Source organism: Microcoleus sp. Pol12B5, assembly GCF_036701335.1.
GTDB lineage: Bacteria > Cyanobacteriota > Cyanobacteriia > Cyanobacteriales > Microcoleaceae > Microcoleus.
On the sequence record NZ_JAUBQQ010000057.1, the window covers coordinates 22,983 to 39,426 of the forward strand.

Sequence of the window (16,444 nt, forward strand, 5' to 3'; positions counted from 1 at the left end):
CCTTGTCAAAAGTGCCATTTCTCACAAAAACTCAACACGCCCAACCATTTCTTCTGGCGTGTACACTTCATAAATCAAAACCAGAGCTTCAATGATTTGTCCGATCGAACGAGTCCCCTGCTTACAATAAGCAATACCTGGATGCTCGCTGCTAAGACTGGCAATGGTTAAAAAATCATCATCGTGAGTCATAATTACCCGCTTTTGTTCGCAGATAAATGCTAACTGCAATTCATCACTCTGAGCAAGTAACCCCGCCTCAATAGTTATTGTAACATCAATTAATCGTCGGCGCAACTCTCGTGCCACAGCCGATTTAACATTCTCATCTAAATGAAAGCGGATGCGTTCACTCACCTCTAATTTCCCTCAGCTTTTTCTGCAAAGGAGAGGGTGGACTCTGACGCTTCAACTTTTCGACAAAAGCATCTGATTCAGCAGTGCGGCGGTCAATTTCTTCTCGATTATCGTAATAGTAAGTCATGGCGGCATGAACCGATGCAGGTGACAAATTATAGTCCCTAGCGATTGCTTCTATAGACTCTCCCATCTTCAGATATATCTCTGCAATTTGTGCTACAGAAATTCGATGACCCGCAATGCGTGGTTTCCCACCAAGCACTCCAGGTGTAATTTCAATATGCTTTGTGATGACTGATTGCTTAGACATAAAGCGTGAAAGGCTCCTAATTGCTAATGTTTAGAGCTATTTAAGCTTAGCATAAACAGACGAAGGGCGATCGCGCTTCATCCATCTGCATTCACCCATGATAGGATTAAGTAAAAGCATTGCAAACTAATTCCCATAAATGACAGACGAAACTCGACGAGAAATAGCTAGACGACTAGCTAGAGAGCTAGAATTAAGAACAGTCATCCCAGCTATAATACCGGGGCAAGGATTTCAAACCTTTGGTGAATTTAAAAGAACGATGGGGGTGGCAGGAGCGGGGTTAGCGTGGCATCATATAGTTGGACAAACAACATCAAATTTACAGAGATTCGGGGCAGAAGCAATACACAATACAGGCAATCTCGTCAGACTCGAACACGGTACGGGGTCAATCCATCAGGAAATTACCAATTTCTATTATTCCGTCCAACCTGAACTAACAGGTACGGATACTCTAACCGTGAGAGGATGGCTTAGCAGCCAATCTTTTGCAGAACAACAAGACTTTGGTATTAGAGTTATTATAGCTTTTCGAGGTACTGTTTAATGCTGACTCTAGATATTCAATCAATTCTTAATTCTATTCCCCACGAAATTCGCTGGCAAGACATCGTACAGTTTGAAAAGCTAGACGATCGCGTTACCATTGCTAATGACCTTTGTGCCAATATTATTGGTGTAAATGAAGGTACTATCGAATGGTGCCCCAACGAAAACCCACCCAGTCAATTAGAAACGCTGGTTTGGTGGTGGGTTGTGCGTCCAGATTTAGGAGCGGCGATCGCCCTTGAAGCTCCTCAAAAGCTCAAAAACATTATCAGTCAGTACATTTTGCAAAATTGACAAAAATTTAGGATGAAACAACATAGCAAACACAGACGAAGGGCGATCGCCCTTTATCCATTTCAACCGCCGATCGCTCCAAATAACAATTAACTAAACCCCAGCCGCAGTAAAAGCCGCCCAATAATAAGGATTGGCAAAAGGATGGGGTTTGCGGTTGCGAATTTGCTGCAAAGAAGCCTCCGCAATCAGGCGAGAACTTTGAGAAAGCCGATCGAACATTTGCGAAATTTGAGGTTGAAAATCCGCCAGCAACACCTCCAATTCCTCGCTAGTCAAATCCCGCAGCCACCTTTGAGCGTCCCCCAGCGCGATCGCCACATCTCCCACCTGCAAACGAGAAAACCGTCCCAGATTTTCATAAAACTTGCTCGTCAGCAGCAGCGTAGAAACATCATTCACCTTCCAAAGACTGCTAACCACACTAGACGTGCCAGCATACAACAAACCCGCCGACAAACCCACAAAATCTCCTCCAGCACCGCTAACTCCGCCGGCGGCAATTTCGCAACCCGATAAAGTAACTAAAAAATATTGTCTAAAATCTAGATTAAAAATTTCCTCCAAACTCAGAGAATCATTCCTCAAAAACACTGCGGATTTCAGTGGCCAAGCCAAATTAAGCAAACTCAAACAAGCAAAGTGAGCGCATTTTTTCTGCTGCAACTGCCCTATTTCCTGGGGTGAGTTTCCATTATTAGCAGACATTTCTTGGGAAAAAGCCTCTTTAATTGCCGGCTTATGGCGCACAACTTCTGTACTGGCAAAATACTGGGAAATAGTGCCGATTTCAATGTTGCTGTAGAACGCATCTCTGGTGAAAGTTGGAATTGCCAAAAGCTGCTGCAAACCGGGTCTGTACCGACCAATAGCCGCTCCGTGTGCACTTTGTCTCAACAGCAATAGCTGACAGCTAGGAGCATAGCGAATTCCTCCGGCAAATCGATCGATCAAATAAGCAGCAGGCGCTGCAACGTCGCCAAAAGACGAACTTTGAGAAAAATCCGAAAGGCTGTAGGTTTCCACATCAAAACCGCTGCGCTCGCTCCACCCAGACCTAAAAATTCCCCCACCATCCTCAAACCCGTCTCTCCCCGCCAAAGGCAAAGCGTGGAGTGGCAAAGCGTGCAAAAATCGGTGTGGCACAAAAATCAGCCGATCGCAATTATCGGGAATCAGCGCCACCACTCGATCGATTTCCAGCATCGTAGCCAAGCGTTTGAGGCGAGTCTGGAGATGATTGATCCAGCGACCTTTTTGTTCAGAATAAGCGGTGAGGTACTCCTGGGCCCAACTTTCGGCAGCCAAAGCATTTTCCGACGAACACAGGTGAACGGCGGGATATTGTGCACTCTTTACCACCACAAAAGCAACCAGCAACTCCCCCAAACTCGCCCACACCACAGCAGCGCAATTGTCATCAGGCAACAATTGGCGAATTTGCTCAAAAGCGATCGGTTCAACTTTGTGAGCGAGGCTGAAGAAAGGGTCGTTTGCCTGCACCTCCCGCGCAATCAACCTATCAAACTGCTTCCACAATTGATTTAAGTGCATGAAGTCCGAGTTCGGCAGTAGAGAACCGCTGCTCAAACCTTGGCTATCGCCCTCAGAAATCAAGGTCGTGTTTGGCTCAGGTTCTCCCTGTTCTTGCTGCCGCTGTTCCCCCGCTATTTCCAGTTGCAGGGACTCCAACTCGCTTCGCACCGCTGCAGGAATTTCGGCTTTCGGAGTCAAGTAACATTTAACCAGCAGTTGTACCAAATTCCGATTTTTGTGGCGTTCGGCGTATTCCAGAGCCTTAGCGTAATATTCAGGTTGGCTGGCGCCGAGTTCGAGGCAAACTTGCACCAGGCATTTATAGAGTCCAGCCCAAGTGCGGGTTAATTTGACTTTTGCGGTACTCGTCCGTGAAGCGTAGCTATCCCGTAGGGAATCGCCAAAATCGACTGTATCAACCCCAACTTCGCAACGCAAGAATTCCACAGTATCGACAGCAGCAGTAAAAACCCCGTAGGCGCGAAGCAAGTCGCCTCGAATTCGGTAAGCTTGACCCAAATAAAATAAAATTTCAGCCCAGCGGTGGGGATAGGTTTCGCGAGTGTAGACTTGACAGGCGCTTTGATAGCAGCCGATCGCGCTTTCCATGTGGGACAAGTTTTCCGCCTCGGTCAGTTGCGAATAAGCCCTGCCGAGATAAATTTGCAGCATTGCCCAGCGGTTGGGATAGGCTTGCCTGGTGTAGACTTCGCCCGCATTTTGATAGCAGGCGATCGCGCTTTTGAGGTTGCGGTTTTTTTCCCCTTTCACGTGTTCGCAGAAAGCGCGGCCGAGGTAGGCACACAGCATTGCCCAGCGTTCGGGAGATTTTTGGCGGTTGCAAAACAGCAAAGCATTTTGATAGCAGGCGATCGCCATTTCCATATTTTCGGCTTTTTCCCCTTTCACCCGCCGACTGTAGATCCTACCGAGGTAAGTTTGGATCGAAGCCCAGGCTTCGGGAAATTTGATGCGGGTGTAGACTTGTAAAGCATTTTGATAGCAGACGATCGCCATTTCCAAATTTTCCACCGGATCGCCTTTGATGCGATCGACAAACACCCGGCCCAAATTCCTTTGAGTCGTCGCCCACTGCTGCGGAAAAGCTTCCCGAGTCCGCACCTGCAAAGCTCTCTGATAGCACGTAACCGCGTATTCCAGATTTTCGGCTCGGTTGCCCCCCAGCAACTCGCAGTAAGCATTTGCCAAATTATTTTGAGTTGTGGCCCAACGCCGGGGAAACACCTTGCGGTTGTAGACTTGCAAAGCATTTTGGTAGCAAGCGACTGCCAGTTCCAGATTTTGGGCTCGGTTGCCCCGTAGTCGGCGGCTGTAAGCACGGCCGAGATTGTTTTGAGTGCTCGCCCACTCTTCCCCGAAAGCCTCGCGGCTGCGAACTTGCAGCGCGTTTTGATAGCAGGCGATCGCCTGTTCTAGATTGTCTGCCGGATCTCCCCTGAGACGCTCGCTGTAAGCGTTGCCCAGATTATTTTGCAACGTCGCCCACTGTTCCGGGTACTGTTCGGGCGTGCGTACTTGTAGGGCATTTTCAAAGCAAGCGATCGCCTGTTCGATATTTTGAGCCTTATCACCTTTGGGGCGATCGCTATAAGCGTTGCCCAGATTGTTTTGCATCACCGCCCATTCTTGGGGAAAGTCTTTGCGGGTAAACACCTTAGCAACTGTTTCGTAACCGGCAATTTCGATTTCCAAGTTATGAGCCTTGCTGCCGAGGGGAAACCGCCCAATCTTGTTGCTCAGATTGCCGATTAACGCTGCAATACGCCTAGTCTCCGATTCTTTGGCAGCAGGGAGCACCAAAGTGGCCCAGTGGCGCAGCAGTTGTGCGAAATTCTGGTCGAGTTTGTCTAAATGGTTTCTCAGCAGCGAGTACAGGTGCTGCGAATCAGCGCCGCGTGCCACTGCCTGCAAGACTTCTGCTAAAAAAGCCAGATATGCTGCCCCGGTTGCGGGCAATTTATAATTCCCTTTTGCAGATTCTAAGGGTGCGATCGCCCTTTGGAAAAATTTTGCAGCTTTCAGCAAACTTTCTCGCGTCAGTGCCGGTTCTTCCAAATAAAGCGTTTGCACGAACCCAAAGTCGATCGACTTTGGGTTCGTCCTCAAAATCAAATCTATTCCTGAGTCCCCAGGATTTTCCAGCAGCGCTTGGAGCATATTAACATCAGTTTTGCGACGCTGTTCGTCCATCGTGCATTCCGCCAAACTATTAACCATAGGAGCGCTGATTCTGTGCAACCAAGTGAACTACCCACCCCTAAATCGTAGTACCGAATATAGTAGGGGCTTCTGTACTCATAGGCGAGTGCCTTAGCTGAGACTTTCGTCCAACCTTTGGTCTTACCTCGCATCCTAAAGCAGAAACGGTTGAACTTTCCGCCTTTAGTGTTTTGATAGCTTCTGCTTTCATCTTTATCGGTGCATTCCCCTCCCGATCGCGATCGCTAGCACAGTGAGGACAAGTCCCTTCCCTCATATCTAATGGCATCTCGGTCATTTGATCGAAACAATTAGAACAAAGTTTGGAAGTGGAAACCCCTCTATCAATCTCGACTAAGTTCCCGCAATCAATGCCCGCAATCTTACCTTCTTTTGTTGTCTGGTTCTCAGCTTGGATTTCAGTCAGTATAGATGCAAGATATTTCCCTGAATATTTTTTACTAATAATTGAATTATGAATTTCACCCTCACTTAATCTATATCTATTTATTTGGGGCTTAGTTATTTCGATATACCGGAAAATTCTAGTAACCGCTACCAATTTGACGTTTTTAGGATACTGAAATGACTGTTTTTTATCTTGAGGTGGGAACTTATAAAAACCCGCCAATCTATCAAAAAAATTTTTGTAGGCAGTGGTTAAATTGAGCGTAGTAAATTGCAAAAATTGGCTGTATAACTCACCTAACCATCCACTTTTATCTAATTTTTTGAGAGTCAGTAAAAGTGTGTTTAACCCGAAGCAGCCAAGTCCTTTACCAGTTTTTTTATAAACTTCAATTGATTTATTTAGACCATAATTAGACCACCAACGCGCACACCCAAAAGTTGAAGCTACTTGTATTTGTTGATTTTGGGTAGGATACAAACTAACTTGGATAGCCTGGTGTAGCAATCAACATCACCTCCTTGGTTCTTCTATTCTCTCACAATATACAGTATACAGTTGATGATCAAAGCATTACGAAAAAATTTTTTTTGTGACGAGGATTACATCTTTTCTCTCTTGAAAGCGATAAGCAAAATTACTTGAGGATGCAATCGTCATCACCCGCCCTTCCCACTATAACGGTACTCGGTTTAGTGGGAAGGGCCCGAAATAGTTAAACCAGGATTCACCAGTCCCAACAGACACTCACATAGCGAAACTAGCACCTACGATCGCTAATAGTATGATTTTGCGCGTGCCTCTTGAGTAAAATCGCGGTTAAAGGCACCGTCACCATGTGGGGGCGGGTTTCACAGGCCTTTCTAAAATTGAAAAACCCGCCCCCACAGACTTGCAGCGGGGCGGGTTTACTTTTACCCCGATCAGACTTACGCTAAGAAACCTGGTTTCTGGGAAAATATTGGGTTTAGTAACGAGAAATCTTGAAAGAAACCCGGTTTCTGAGGAAGAGTGTGTCCTGGACTAAGTGAGTTATCTAGGATATTGCGCGAGTTTCAGCGCTACAGCTAACAAAAAGCAACTCAGTAGATTTTACTGTACCGCTTGAGAACGCAAGGCTGACTCCACTGCCTGCAGAGCTCGATCGACTTCAGTGGCAGTGACAATCAGCGGCGGGACAAACCTCAGCACTTTCGGCCCTGCCGGAACCAACAAAACTCCTGCGGCGATCGCAGATTTGACGATATCAGCGGATGTAAGTTCGATGTCAGCTTGCAATTCCATCCCAACAATCAAACCCCAGCCGCGCACTTCGGCAATTAAATGCGGATATTCGGCCGCCAACTTGTTGAGCCCTGCTTTCAACTGTTCCCCGCGCTGCTGCACATTTTCTAGAAGGTTTTCCCGTTCTAAAGTTTGGCACACACACAAAGCTACAGCGCAAGCAAAAGGATTGCCGCCGAATGTGCTGGCGTGACTTCCCGGTTCAAATACATCGCAGGAAGATTTGCACAGCATAGCGCCGATCGGAATACCGCCGCCCAACCCTTTCGCGGATGTAAAGATATCAGGTTCAATGCCGAGGTTTTCGTAGCCCCAGTATTTGCCGCTGCGTCCCATCCCGACTTGCACTTCGTCGAGAATCAGCAAAATGCCTTTTTCGTCGCAAATTTCCCGAATGCGCTGGAAGTAGGCGATATCTCCGGGGCGAACTCCGCCTTCACCTTGCAGCGCTTCCAGCATAATTGCAGCTACTTGGCGTTCGTCTTTGTCGAGTTGCTCGATCGCACTTTCGATCGCACTAATATCGTTGTAGGGCACGTAGTGAAATCCGGGAACCAAAGGGCTAAAACCCTTCTGGTATTTAGGCTGTCCCGTGGCCGTAATTGTCGCCAAAGTCCGCCCGTGGAAACTCGCAACAGCGGTAATGATTGTCGGATTCGAGATATTTAATTTTTCGTGGGCGTACTTGCGGGCGAGTTTAATTGCCGCTTCATTAGCTTCCGCGCCAGAGTTGCAAAAGAAGGCTCTGTCCGCGCAAGAATGGTCTACAAGCCACTTCGCCAACTCGCCTTGTACGGGGATGTAATAAAGATTAGAAACGTGGTGCAGGGTCTGAATTTGCTGAGTTACCGCTGCAATCATTGCCGGGTGCGCGTGTCCCAGAGTGCAGGTAGCAATACCAGCCACAAAATCGAGATATTCGCGGCCCTCGGTATCCCAAACGCGGCAGCCGAGGCCCCGTTCTAGGGCGATCGCAAAACGCCCGTAAGTTGTCATTACATAGCTGTCGAAGCTCTCAGAACTGAAGGGACTGGCTTCGGCTTGCACGCTTGGTTCTTTTAGTAAGGTTTCTGGACTCACGAATCGCTCCTTAACACATAATATTCAGACCTCGATTGTACGGTAAAAATCCAGGTTAGCGGTGCAGGCTGTTAGTTTTGTCATAAAATCATAACAGTAACCTCAATTAATCCCTCACAAATCTACTGATGAGTTATTACATTTCTCCTAACTTTCTCGATAAAGTTGCGGTGCACGTCACTAAAAACTTTTTAAATTTACCAGGGGTAAGAGTTCCCCTAATTTTGGGAATTCACGGCCGCAAAGGAGAAGGCAAAACTTTTCAAACCGAACTGGTTTTTCGGCGAATGGGCTTTGAACCTGTGATGATATCTGGTGGGGAATTAGAAAGCCCGGATGCAGGAGATCCGGCGCGTTTAATTCGCTTGCGCTACCGGGAAGCTGCGGAGCAAATTAGGGTGCGGGGCGAGATGTGCGCCATCTTTATTAACGATTTGGATGCTGGTGCTGGCAGGTTCGATTCGACTACTCAATATACTGTCAATACTCAGATGGTCAATGCGACTCTGATGAATATTGCGGATAATCCAACTAATGTGCAGTTACCGGGAAGTTATGACAGTACGCCACTGCACCGAGTGCCGATTATTGTCACCGGAAATGATTTTTCTACGCTGTACGCGCCGCTGATTCGCGACGGGCGGATGGAAAAGTTTTATTGGGAACCGAGCCGGGATGATAAAATTGGCATTGTTGGGGGAATTTTTGAGTCGGACAAATTGTCAAAAACCGATATTGTGGCGTTAGTTGATAATTTTGCCGATCAGGCGATCGACTTTTTTAGCGCTTTGCGATCGCGCATTTATGACGAACAAATCCGCGAATTCATTCACAAAGTAGGAATCGAACGAGTTTCCAAGCGTTTGGTAAACACTTTGGAAGCAGCGCCAGATTTCCATAACCCGAATTTCAGCCTCGCTCATTTAATAGAAATGGGCAGTTTGATGGTGGGTCAACAAAAGCGGATTAAGGAAATGCGCTTAGTAGATGAATACAACCAATCGCGCCTGTTCAACGTTCAAGGAACCCCCAATGTCCCTGCTGCTGCGCCCACGCAAAGTGAATTAAACGACCCGTCATCCAAATATTATAAGGCTTACGTTGAGCCAAGTTCTGAAGCGGGTAACGGTCATGCGGCGCGGCTGAGTTCCGAGGTATTGGAACAAGTAAAGCAGTTGTTAGCAAGAGGCTGCAAAATTGGCATGGAATATGCAGATAATCGCCGATTTAAGACTGGTTCTTGGCAAAGTTGCGCGACGATTAAAACTGCACAGGAAAAAGATGTGGTTGCATCTTTAGAAACTTGTTTGGCGGAACACGGCGGCGAATACGTGCGGCTGATTGGTATCGATCCAAAAGTCAAGCGGCGGGTAGTTGAAACAATTATTCAGCGGCCAGAAAAGTAGGACAAGCGTTTACAGATTTAAATTCTTGCATATTTGGGGCGGGCTAGAAGCCCACCCCACAAGATTATGATTTTTTTACATAAAATAGACCTATTATGGTCGTTCACTTTAATCTCTTGAAATTATCTGCGTTCATCTGTGTTTATCTGCTTAAAATCTGCGGTTGACCTATCAATTAAAGATTTATCCAATCACTCTATTATGTAAAAAATTATCAAAAGTTGCCCGATCGCACATAGCACCTTGAGCACCCACTTTAGTTGTGCACAGAGCGCCCGCTGCTGCGCCCCACCGCACCGCCTCTGACAAGGACAGACCGGCATCTAATGCAGAGGCAAAACCGCCGTTAAAAGCATCGCCAGCAGCCACAGTGTCGATCGCCTCTACAGCAAAAGCCGGTACAAAAAAGGTTTCATCCGCCGTAACAGCAACAGCGCCCCGATCGCCCAATTTGACAATAACATTCTTGACGCCACGCTCCTGCAAGTATTTGGCAGCTACAATCGCTGTTTCCGTGTCATTCACCCGAAAACCGACTAACTGGCTGGCTTCCACTTCATTCGGCGTGATAATGTCAATTAGCGGATAAAGTTCGATCGGCAAATCCGCCCTAGCCGGTGCTGGATCGAGAATAACTCGCACCCCCGCTTGACGAGCAGCTTTCGCAGCTTTTTGGACAATTTTCAGGGGAATTTCTAACTGTAACAGCAAAGATGTAGCTCCTGTTAAAAGTTTTTTGAGACGTTGTATCTCTGCTTCACCGACATTGTTATTCGCGCCCGGAATCACAATAATATTATTTTGACCTGTCTCGTCTACCGCGATAATTGCCACTCCTGAATGAGTATTTTGGTCTATTAATACATTGTCTGTACTTAAACCATAAGATTGTAAATTTGTCAATAATTCTTCAGCAAATTTATCGTTGCCGACGCGGCCGATGATGTTGGTAGAAGTGCCGAGACGGGCAGCGGCGACGGCTTGATTTGCTCCTTTGCCGCCGCCTGCTGTGAAAAAATTGCTACCGATGATAGTTTCCCCTGGCTGCGGCAACCGGGGAGTTTTTGCTGCTAGGTCGATGTTGATACTGCCGAATACGATGATGCTCATAAATTATTCAATTTGGTAATTGGTAAGCTGTAGCGCATTTAATTTGTAAGCTAGTTTTTACTTAAACTCTTGTGGGGCGGGCAAGATAGCCCGGGGCGATCAAGTTTCAATTTAAATGCCAAATAACTTAATTTGTAATTGGTAATTCTTCCATTCTCCCATTCATTCTCCCACTTTCCCTCTCTCCCCCTCTCCCTCTCTTCCTTAAGACGTGCTAGAACAGTTATGGTCTTCATCGGTCAATTCAATGGCTGCAATTACTCTCGATCGCAATCCCTGTGTCCTGCTAGTTGAAACCGACGAAGTTCTCGCCGGACACTTGAGTCTAGACTTAAAATCCTCCGGCTACGAACCGGTAGTGGCTTCTAATACCGCCACAGGCCAACATTTAGCTCATGAATTGCAGCCAGCTTTGATTGTAATCGATCGCATACTTGGCGCTGAGTCGGGGCTGTCACTGTGTTCTCACCTCAGAAGTATTGGCAATCGGGTGCCAGTGCTGCTACTGGTCGGTCGTGATACAGTTGACGATCGCGTAGCTTGTCTGGAAGCTGGGGCGGATGATTATTTTCTTAAACCTTACCGCACTGAGGAGTTTTTGCAGTTGGTGCGCTTGTATTTGCAGCCGGATAACACCAGCAACGAACAATTGAGGTTTGGCGATTTAGTTTTGGATTTGGCCTCTAGGCGGGCCTTACGCAATGGACGGGCGATCGACCTGACGATGAAGGAATTTGAGCTGCTAAAGTATTTGATGGAACATCCCCGCGAGGTTTTGACTCGGGAACAAATTCTCGAAAATGTTTGGGGTTACGACTTTTTGGGCGAGTCGAATGTGATTGAGGTTTACATCCGCTATCTGCGGCTCAAAATTGAAGATGAGGGCGAAAAGCGCTTGATTCAGACGGTGCGCGGTGTTGGCTATGTGATGCGGGAAGCTTGAAGAAGTCATTAGTCATGAGTCATTAGTCATGAGTCATTAGTCATTAGTCAGTTGTCATCGCTCAACGCAGTCAACAGTCAACAGTTAACAGTCAACAGTCAACAGTCAACAGTCAACAGTCAACAGTCAACAGTCAACAATTCCCAATCTAAAATCTAAAATCTAAAATCATTATGAGTTATTTAACTAATTTGCTCGGTATTGGAGTAAGTATATTTTTGCTGGGATGTTCGCCGACTTTACCTGTCGCAAATGCTGGTGCTACTGGTATTTTGGCGGATCAGTCTCCGACGGCGACAACATCGGGTCAAGTGCTGCCTGTTTCTGCTAGAGCTCGGATAGGCGATCGCCCAATCGAACTCGAAGTGGCGAAAACAGTGGAACAGCAGGCTATGGGTTTAATGTACAGAACTTCTTTGCCGGATGACAGAGGAATGCTGTTTGAGTTTAAACCGGCGCGAGGGGTCAATTTTTGGATGAAAAATTGCAAGATTTCTCTGGATATGATTTTTCTGCGAGATGGGGTGGTAGAGGCGATCGAAGTTTCTGCACCTCCTTGTACTGCAGAGCCTTGTCCTACCTACGGGCCCAATACTGCTGTCGATCGAGTTATTGAACTCCGGGGCGGGCGGGCTGCTGAACTCGGTGTCAAAGTCGGCGATCGTATTGAAATCGAGTTTTTCCAGTAAAACTTCGGACTGTTTTAGTAAAACCTGCACACAGACAAAATCCCCCGGTTTCCATTGCCCAGAGCTCCCCCTGCCTTCGGAATACCGGAGAAAATTTAGAAACTTTACAAAAATTGATAAAATCTATTAGAATATTAATGTAACATTCAGTACAAACACCGAAAGATTTGCTACGATGTCGATCTCAGTCAGTCAGGACTTGAGCTTGTTTCCGGAAGCTGTAGATTGTTGGTCGCAGGTATGAGACGAGTCAGCGACTCGTTACCAATCCTGAGAGACGATACTCAGCCTCAAGGTGTAGCAACACGAAAAGAAATTCTCTGGAAGTTCTGGCGATTGAGCTAAATCTACTAAACCTATCTAAAGTAATATGCTACGAGCCAAGTTAATTGGCTGTAATTGGCAAACTTAACTTCTGGTAGCAGTTTCAGGTTTGATCGAAATATCTAACTAATTTTGCCGAAGTAGATTTGCGGATTCTGCATTTCGGCAGATGAAGTTAAACTCTGAACTTGGTTTAGTAGTTTTAGGTAGCAGAATTTATTCTGATTCGCGCTGCAAAGATGCCGAGGTATTCAGTTTAGGTTCGATCGCGATTACCAGTCGATCGGGCAGACATCAGCAAAATTGCAAAACCTTTCACTTTTTGGGAAAGGTTAGCTTGTGCGCTCGCACTCAGCATTACGTTTGGCAGTTCAACCGCTAATAGCGTTTTAAAAGCTATCGACGGTAACAAGACAAATTTAAAACTGGCTTATTACTCATCAAAAACATCAGGTTCACATCAGAAAATGGTGTCCTATACTTAGAGGTGAAATCACATGGCACCCGCTACATACACTCGATTAATTCGATTTTTACAAGAAGATTTGGCAATTTCGCCCGCCTCAATTGCTGTCGCCGAACGTGTCGGCGATAACAAACAGCGGCAGCGTGATAAAGACCCGAATTCCTTGCCGATGGTTCTTTGGCAGTATGGTTTAGTCACTCTCGACCAGTTGGATAAAATCTTTGATTGGTTATCCGAAGCATATTAAAAGGATTTTAGATTTTAGATATAAATAATCCAAAATCCAAAATCCTTTAACAACTGAGATTAGGATTCAGCCAAGAATTTGGCAGCAGCGGCAACGCCGGCACCAGGAGTGTAGCCTTCATGACCCAATTCTCGCAACACGACTTCTAAAGAGGAAATTGCTGCTAGAATATCGCGATCGCACACAAAGCCCAAATGACCGATGCGGAAGATTTTACCTTTCAAATGGTCTTGTCCGTCGGCGAGAGCAATGTCAAATCTCTTTCTCATCAAAGTCCGCACTTTTTGAGCATCTACGGATGCTGGCGGCATAACCGAAGTAATCGCAGGGCTGGCGGCATCATCAGCCGCAAACAACGGCAAACCTAAAGCTTTTACAGCAGCGCGAGTAGTTGTCATTAAGCGTTTGTGTCGCGCGAAAACATTTTCCAACCCTTCTGTTTTCATCATCTGCAGCGATGCTTGCAGGGCAAAAAACATATTGACAGGAGGAGTAAAAGGAGTGGTATTTTTGGCAGCGTCTTTGCTATATTTGCCCAAATCCAAATAATAGCGGGGCAGTTTCGCAGTTTTGTAAGCTTCCCAAGCTTTGGGACTGACGGCCACAAAACCCAAACCTGGAGGAATCATGTAAGCTTTCTGAGAACCCGAAGCAATGACATCGATGCCCCAAGCATCCATCGGAATATTGACAGCGCCTAAGCTAGTGACAGCATCGACCATAATTAAAGCTTCACCGTGGGCCTTAACGTGGCGGTTGATGGTTTCGAGGTCGTTGAGGACGCCGGTGGAGGTTTCCGAGTGGGTGATGATGACAGCTTTGATTTGCTTCTCTGTATCAGCTTCGAGTTTTTCGCGGAAGTGTTCGGGGTCTAAAGGTTGGCCCCACTCGGCTTTAATAATTTCGGCGTTTAAACCGTAAGCTTCGGCGACTTCAGCCCAACGTTCACCAAATTTGCCGTTGCATCCGACTAAAACTCGATCGCCCGCACTCAAGAAATTAATTATCCCAGCTTCCATCGCCCCGGTACCGGAAACGGTTAAACTCAGCACGTCACTTTTAGTTTGGTGCAGCCACTTCAAATTTTCGGTACATTCTGCAAAAATCCCGTCAAATTCCTTGCTGCGGTGGCCCATCGGGTGTTTTGCCATCGCTAACAATGCCGCTTCAGGTACCGGCGTCGGGCCGGGAATCATCAGCATTAATTTGTTGTCCATGATATTGTCCTAAGTTTTTCTGTGGGAGTTATATAGAATAAATCAAATACGATACGTCACGTCGCTACTCTAAGTTTTTTAACTTTTAACTCCCTTGTGGTTAATTTCATTTAAAGACCAGCGATGTTCTACCGCTAAGTTCGATCGATCGCAGCTTTGTTCTAATTGCTTTTGAATGGCAAGGGCTTTACGCAGTGTAATAATAAGTTGGTGCACTTGTTGCTGCTGCGGCGATTGTGGACTGACAGCAAACATCGTTTTGCGTTCTAACAATTGAAGTAGCAATTCATAATGAATGTACGAAGGAAGGGGGATTGGCTCCATGAAAGCTAATATACCTCAGCGAACCGACACCCCATTGCAATTGCATGAGGCATCACAGGTGAACATTAGATGCCCGATTTTTTATTTGTTTTCTAACCGTACAATAACCCCTGCTTTGCCGATCGAATATTCGGGGCTGGGTGCGTTGCACACGCTAAATCTTGCGATCGACAGGCTTACAGAATAGATTTAATTGCTTTCTGGCAAAATATTTCTATGCAATATAGCTTTCAGTGCTATTTTTTTTTACAGTAGCGCTTGAGTCGATGCAGGCTAGAAATTCTCATTATTTACCTACTCAATCATTTTTTATCAGAATTAAGGGTGGTTTGTCAAGCGGTCTCGCCTTTCACAGGCTGGGACGGCGATCGGCAAGGGAGGCTAAAGCCACACCCGGATCGGGCTGCTTGACCAGAGATTCGCCGATGAGGACGGCTTGGGCACCGGCACTGGCAACTTGAGTTAAGTCGTCGGGAGTGTAAATTCCTGACTCGCTGACGATGAGGATGCCTTTTGCTTGGATTTCGGTTTGGCGGGAGGCTAATAGTTGAGTAGTAGTTTCTAGGCTGACGGAAAAGTCTGCTAGGTTGCGGTTGTTGATACCGATCAGGTTGACGCCTTCTAGCGTTAATACTCGATCGAGTTCTTCGAGAGTGTGAACTTCTATTAAAGCTGTCATGCCCAAAGTCTTGACAATTTTGACAAAATATTGTAAGTCTTTGTCAGATAGAATGGCGGCGATTAACAAAACAGCATCAGCGCCGTGAATCCGGGCGAGATAAATTTGGTAGGGATAGATAATAAACTCTTTGCAAAGTAAGGGTAAATCGACGGCGGCACGGATTTTAGCGAGGTTGTCAAAACTGCCTTGAAAGAACTTTTCATCGGTGAGTACAGAGATGCAGCTAGCGCCGTTTTGTTGGTAAGCTAGGGCGATCGCCACTGGATCGAAATCTTCGCGAATTACTCCTTTGCTGGGAGAAGCTTTTTTAACTTCGGCGATGATAGCGGGTGTGGTTTTGCCGTTTTTAAGGGCGGCAAGAAAGTCGCGAGTTGGCGGTGCGAAGGGGAGTTTCTTGTGAAGATCGGCTAATGGGGTGCGATCGCGCTTTTGGGCTACTTCGGCTTCTTTTTCCCAGACTATTTCTTCGAGGATGTGCTGGGGTTCGGCGTCGGGTACGGCGATTTGGTAGCTGAGGTAGAGTACGGAGACTGATGTGCTGGGGGGACGACGGCGGATTTGAAGCATGATAGGGGGATAAAGGGCGATCGTAACAAGTTTCTATTATATAAGGTCGATCGCTCTTTTCAATTTATGATAAGATGCGATTAACTAAGTATTCGGAGATTAACCGATGCAACTAGATGAATATTTTGAATTTCTTGACCCAGATGACATCCGCATCAAAGGACATCTTATCGGCATTGACGACGTAATTAAATATTAATTGGATGGATATTTCCCCAGACCAAATTTTGGAATAATTACCAAGTTTGAATTTAGAGAAAATTTACGCGACCCTAACCTATTATCTGCAAAATCGGAGGCAGATGGATGCTTATATGTTGCGGCTCGCGAAGTGGTGGGAAGAACGCTAAGCTGTTCGACATCTAAACTGCATTAACTAAGTTACCTTTGTTTTTAATCTTTCGATTCCATTTCATAATTAATT

Annotated in this window: 16 protein-coding genes; 7 read left to right on the forward strand and 9 right to left on the reverse strand. The window is 46.3% G+C overall.

From position 1 onward, the window contains the following. Positions 1-21: 21 nt before the first annotated feature. Entirely contained in the window at positions 22-357 is a 336-nt protein-coding gene (locus QUA24_RS20460; RefSeq protein WP_333231659.1) for a DUF5615 family PIN-like protein, read from the reverse strand. Then, positions 350-670 (reverse strand): DUF433 domain-containing protein, encoded by a 321-nt coding sequence (locus QUA24_RS20465; protein ID WP_333231661.1) that lies wholly within the window; start codon positions 668-670, stop codon positions 350-352. Before QUA24_RS20465 ends, QUA24_RS20460 begins: the two co-directional genes overlap by 8 nt. Before the next feature lie 139 nt (positions 671-809). On the opposite strand from QUA24_RS20465, the gene QUA24_RS20470 reads away from it, so the two are divergent. Next, positions 810-1,220: a hypothetical protein gene (locus QUA24_RS20470; RefSeq protein WP_333231663.1), complete on the forward strand. Its 411-nt coding sequence runs from the start codon at positions 810-812 to the stop codon at positions 1,218-1,220. Next, positions 1,220-1,516: a hypothetical protein gene (locus tag QUA24_RS20475; RefSeq protein ID WP_333231664.1), complete on the forward strand. Its 297-nt coding sequence runs from the start codon at positions 1,220-1,222 to the stop codon at positions 1,514-1,516. The genes QUA24_RS20470 and QUA24_RS20475 overlap by 1 nt, the downstream gene beginning before the upstream one ends. A 93-nt stretch (positions 1,517-1,609) precedes the next feature. Here QUA24_RS20475 and QUA24_RS20480 read toward each other — a convergent pair whose 3' ends face one another. The 3 genes from QUA24_RS20480 to QUA24_RS20490 all read right to left on the reverse strand — a co-directional run bounded on the left by QUA24_RS20480 (position 1,610) and on the right by QUA24_RS20490 (position 8,045). Beyond that, positions 1,610-5,290, reverse strand: a complete 3,681-nt coding sequence (locus QUA24_RS20480) for a CHAT domain-containing tetratricopeptide repeat protein (protein WP_333231666.1) — start codon at positions 5,288-5,290, stop codon at positions 1,610-1,612. A 40-nt stretch (positions 5,291-5,330) separates the two neighbouring features. Then, the gene (locus QUA24_RS20485) at positions 5,331-6,188 is read right to left on the reverse strand and encodes a transposase (protein WP_333214554.1); all 858 of its coding nucleotides are present in this window, start codon (positions 6,186-6,188) and stop codon (positions 5,331-5,333) included. Positions 6,189-6,773: 585 nt separating this feature from the next. Continuing rightward, positions 6,774-8,045 carry an aspartate aminotransferase family protein gene (locus QUA24_RS20490; protein WP_333231668.1) on the reverse strand — a complete coding sequence of 424 codons (1,272 nt, stop codon included), beginning with the start codon at positions 8,043-8,045 and terminating at the stop codon, positions 6,774-6,776. Between the two features lie 128 nt (positions 8,046-8,173). On the opposite strand from QUA24_RS20490, the gene QUA24_RS20495 reads away from it, so the two are divergent. Then, positions 8,174-9,451 carry a ribulose bisphosphate carboxylase small subunit gene (locus QUA24_RS20495; RefSeq protein WP_333231669.1) on the forward strand — a complete coding sequence of 426 codons (1,278 nt, stop codon included), beginning with the start codon at positions 8,174-8,176 and terminating at the stop codon, positions 9,449-9,451. 183 nt (positions 9,452-9,634) lie between these two features. Here QUA24_RS20495 and rbsK read toward each other — a convergent pair whose 3' ends face one another. Then, on the reverse strand, positions 9,635-10,561 hold the full coding sequence (gene rbsK, locus QUA24_RS20500; protein ID WP_333231671.1) for a ribokinase: 927 nt from the start codon (positions 10,559-10,561) through the stop codon (positions 9,635-9,637). A 247-nt stretch (positions 10,562-10,808) separates the two neighbouring features. On the opposite strand from rbsK, the gene nblR reads away from it, so the two are divergent. The 4 genes from nblR to QUA24_RS20520 all read left to right on the forward strand — a co-directional run bounded on the left by nblR (position 10,809) and on the right by QUA24_RS20520 (position 13,230). Next, positions 10,809-11,504 carry a response regulator transcription factor NblR gene (nblR, locus tag QUA24_RS20505; RefSeq protein ID WP_333167091.1) on the forward strand — a complete coding sequence of 232 codons (696 nt, stop codon included), beginning with the start codon at positions 10,809-10,811 and terminating at the stop codon, positions 11,502-11,504. 173 nt (positions 11,505-11,677) lie between these two features. Beyond that, a complete protein-coding gene (locus QUA24_RS20510) occupies positions 11,678-12,193 on the forward strand; it encodes a DUF192 domain-containing protein (RefSeq protein ID WP_333231673.1) in 516 nt (171 codons plus the stop codon). A 493-nt stretch (positions 12,194-12,686) separates the two neighbouring features. Beyond that, on the forward strand, positions 12,687-12,899 hold the full coding sequence (locus tag QUA24_RS20515) for a hypothetical protein (RefSeq protein ID WP_333231675.1): 213 nt from the start codon (positions 12,687-12,689) through the stop codon (positions 12,897-12,899). 115 nt (positions 12,900-13,014) lie between these two features. Next, the gene (locus tag QUA24_RS20520) at positions 13,015-13,230 is read left to right on the forward strand and encodes a DUF2949 domain-containing protein (protein WP_333048949.1); all 216 of its coding nucleotides are present in this window, start codon (positions 13,015-13,017) and stop codon (positions 13,228-13,230) included. A 59-nt stretch (positions 13,231-13,289) separates the two neighbouring features. Here QUA24_RS20520 and QUA24_RS20525 read toward each other — a convergent pair whose 3' ends face one another. The 3 genes from QUA24_RS20525 to trpC all read right to left on the reverse strand — a co-directional run bounded on the left by QUA24_RS20525 (position 13,290) and on the right by trpC (position 16,020). After that, positions 13,290-14,447 carry an alanine--glyoxylate aminotransferase family protein gene (locus QUA24_RS20525; RefSeq protein ID WP_333149797.1) on the reverse strand — a complete coding sequence of 386 codons (1,158 nt, stop codon included), beginning with the start codon at positions 14,445-14,447 and terminating at the stop codon, positions 13,290-13,292. 78 nt (positions 14,448-14,525) lie between these two features. Next, entirely contained in the window at positions 14,526-14,771 is a 246-nt protein-coding gene (locus tag QUA24_RS20530; protein WP_333231677.1) for a DUF5340 domain-containing protein, read from the reverse strand. 349 nt (positions 14,772-15,120) lie between these two features. After that, positions 15,121-16,020, reverse strand: a complete 900-nt coding sequence (gene trpC, locus QUA24_RS20535) for an indole-3-glycerol phosphate synthase TrpC (RefSeq protein ID WP_333231678.1) — start codon at positions 16,018-16,020, stop codon at positions 15,121-15,123. Positions 16,021-16,444: the final 424 nt, after the last annotated feature.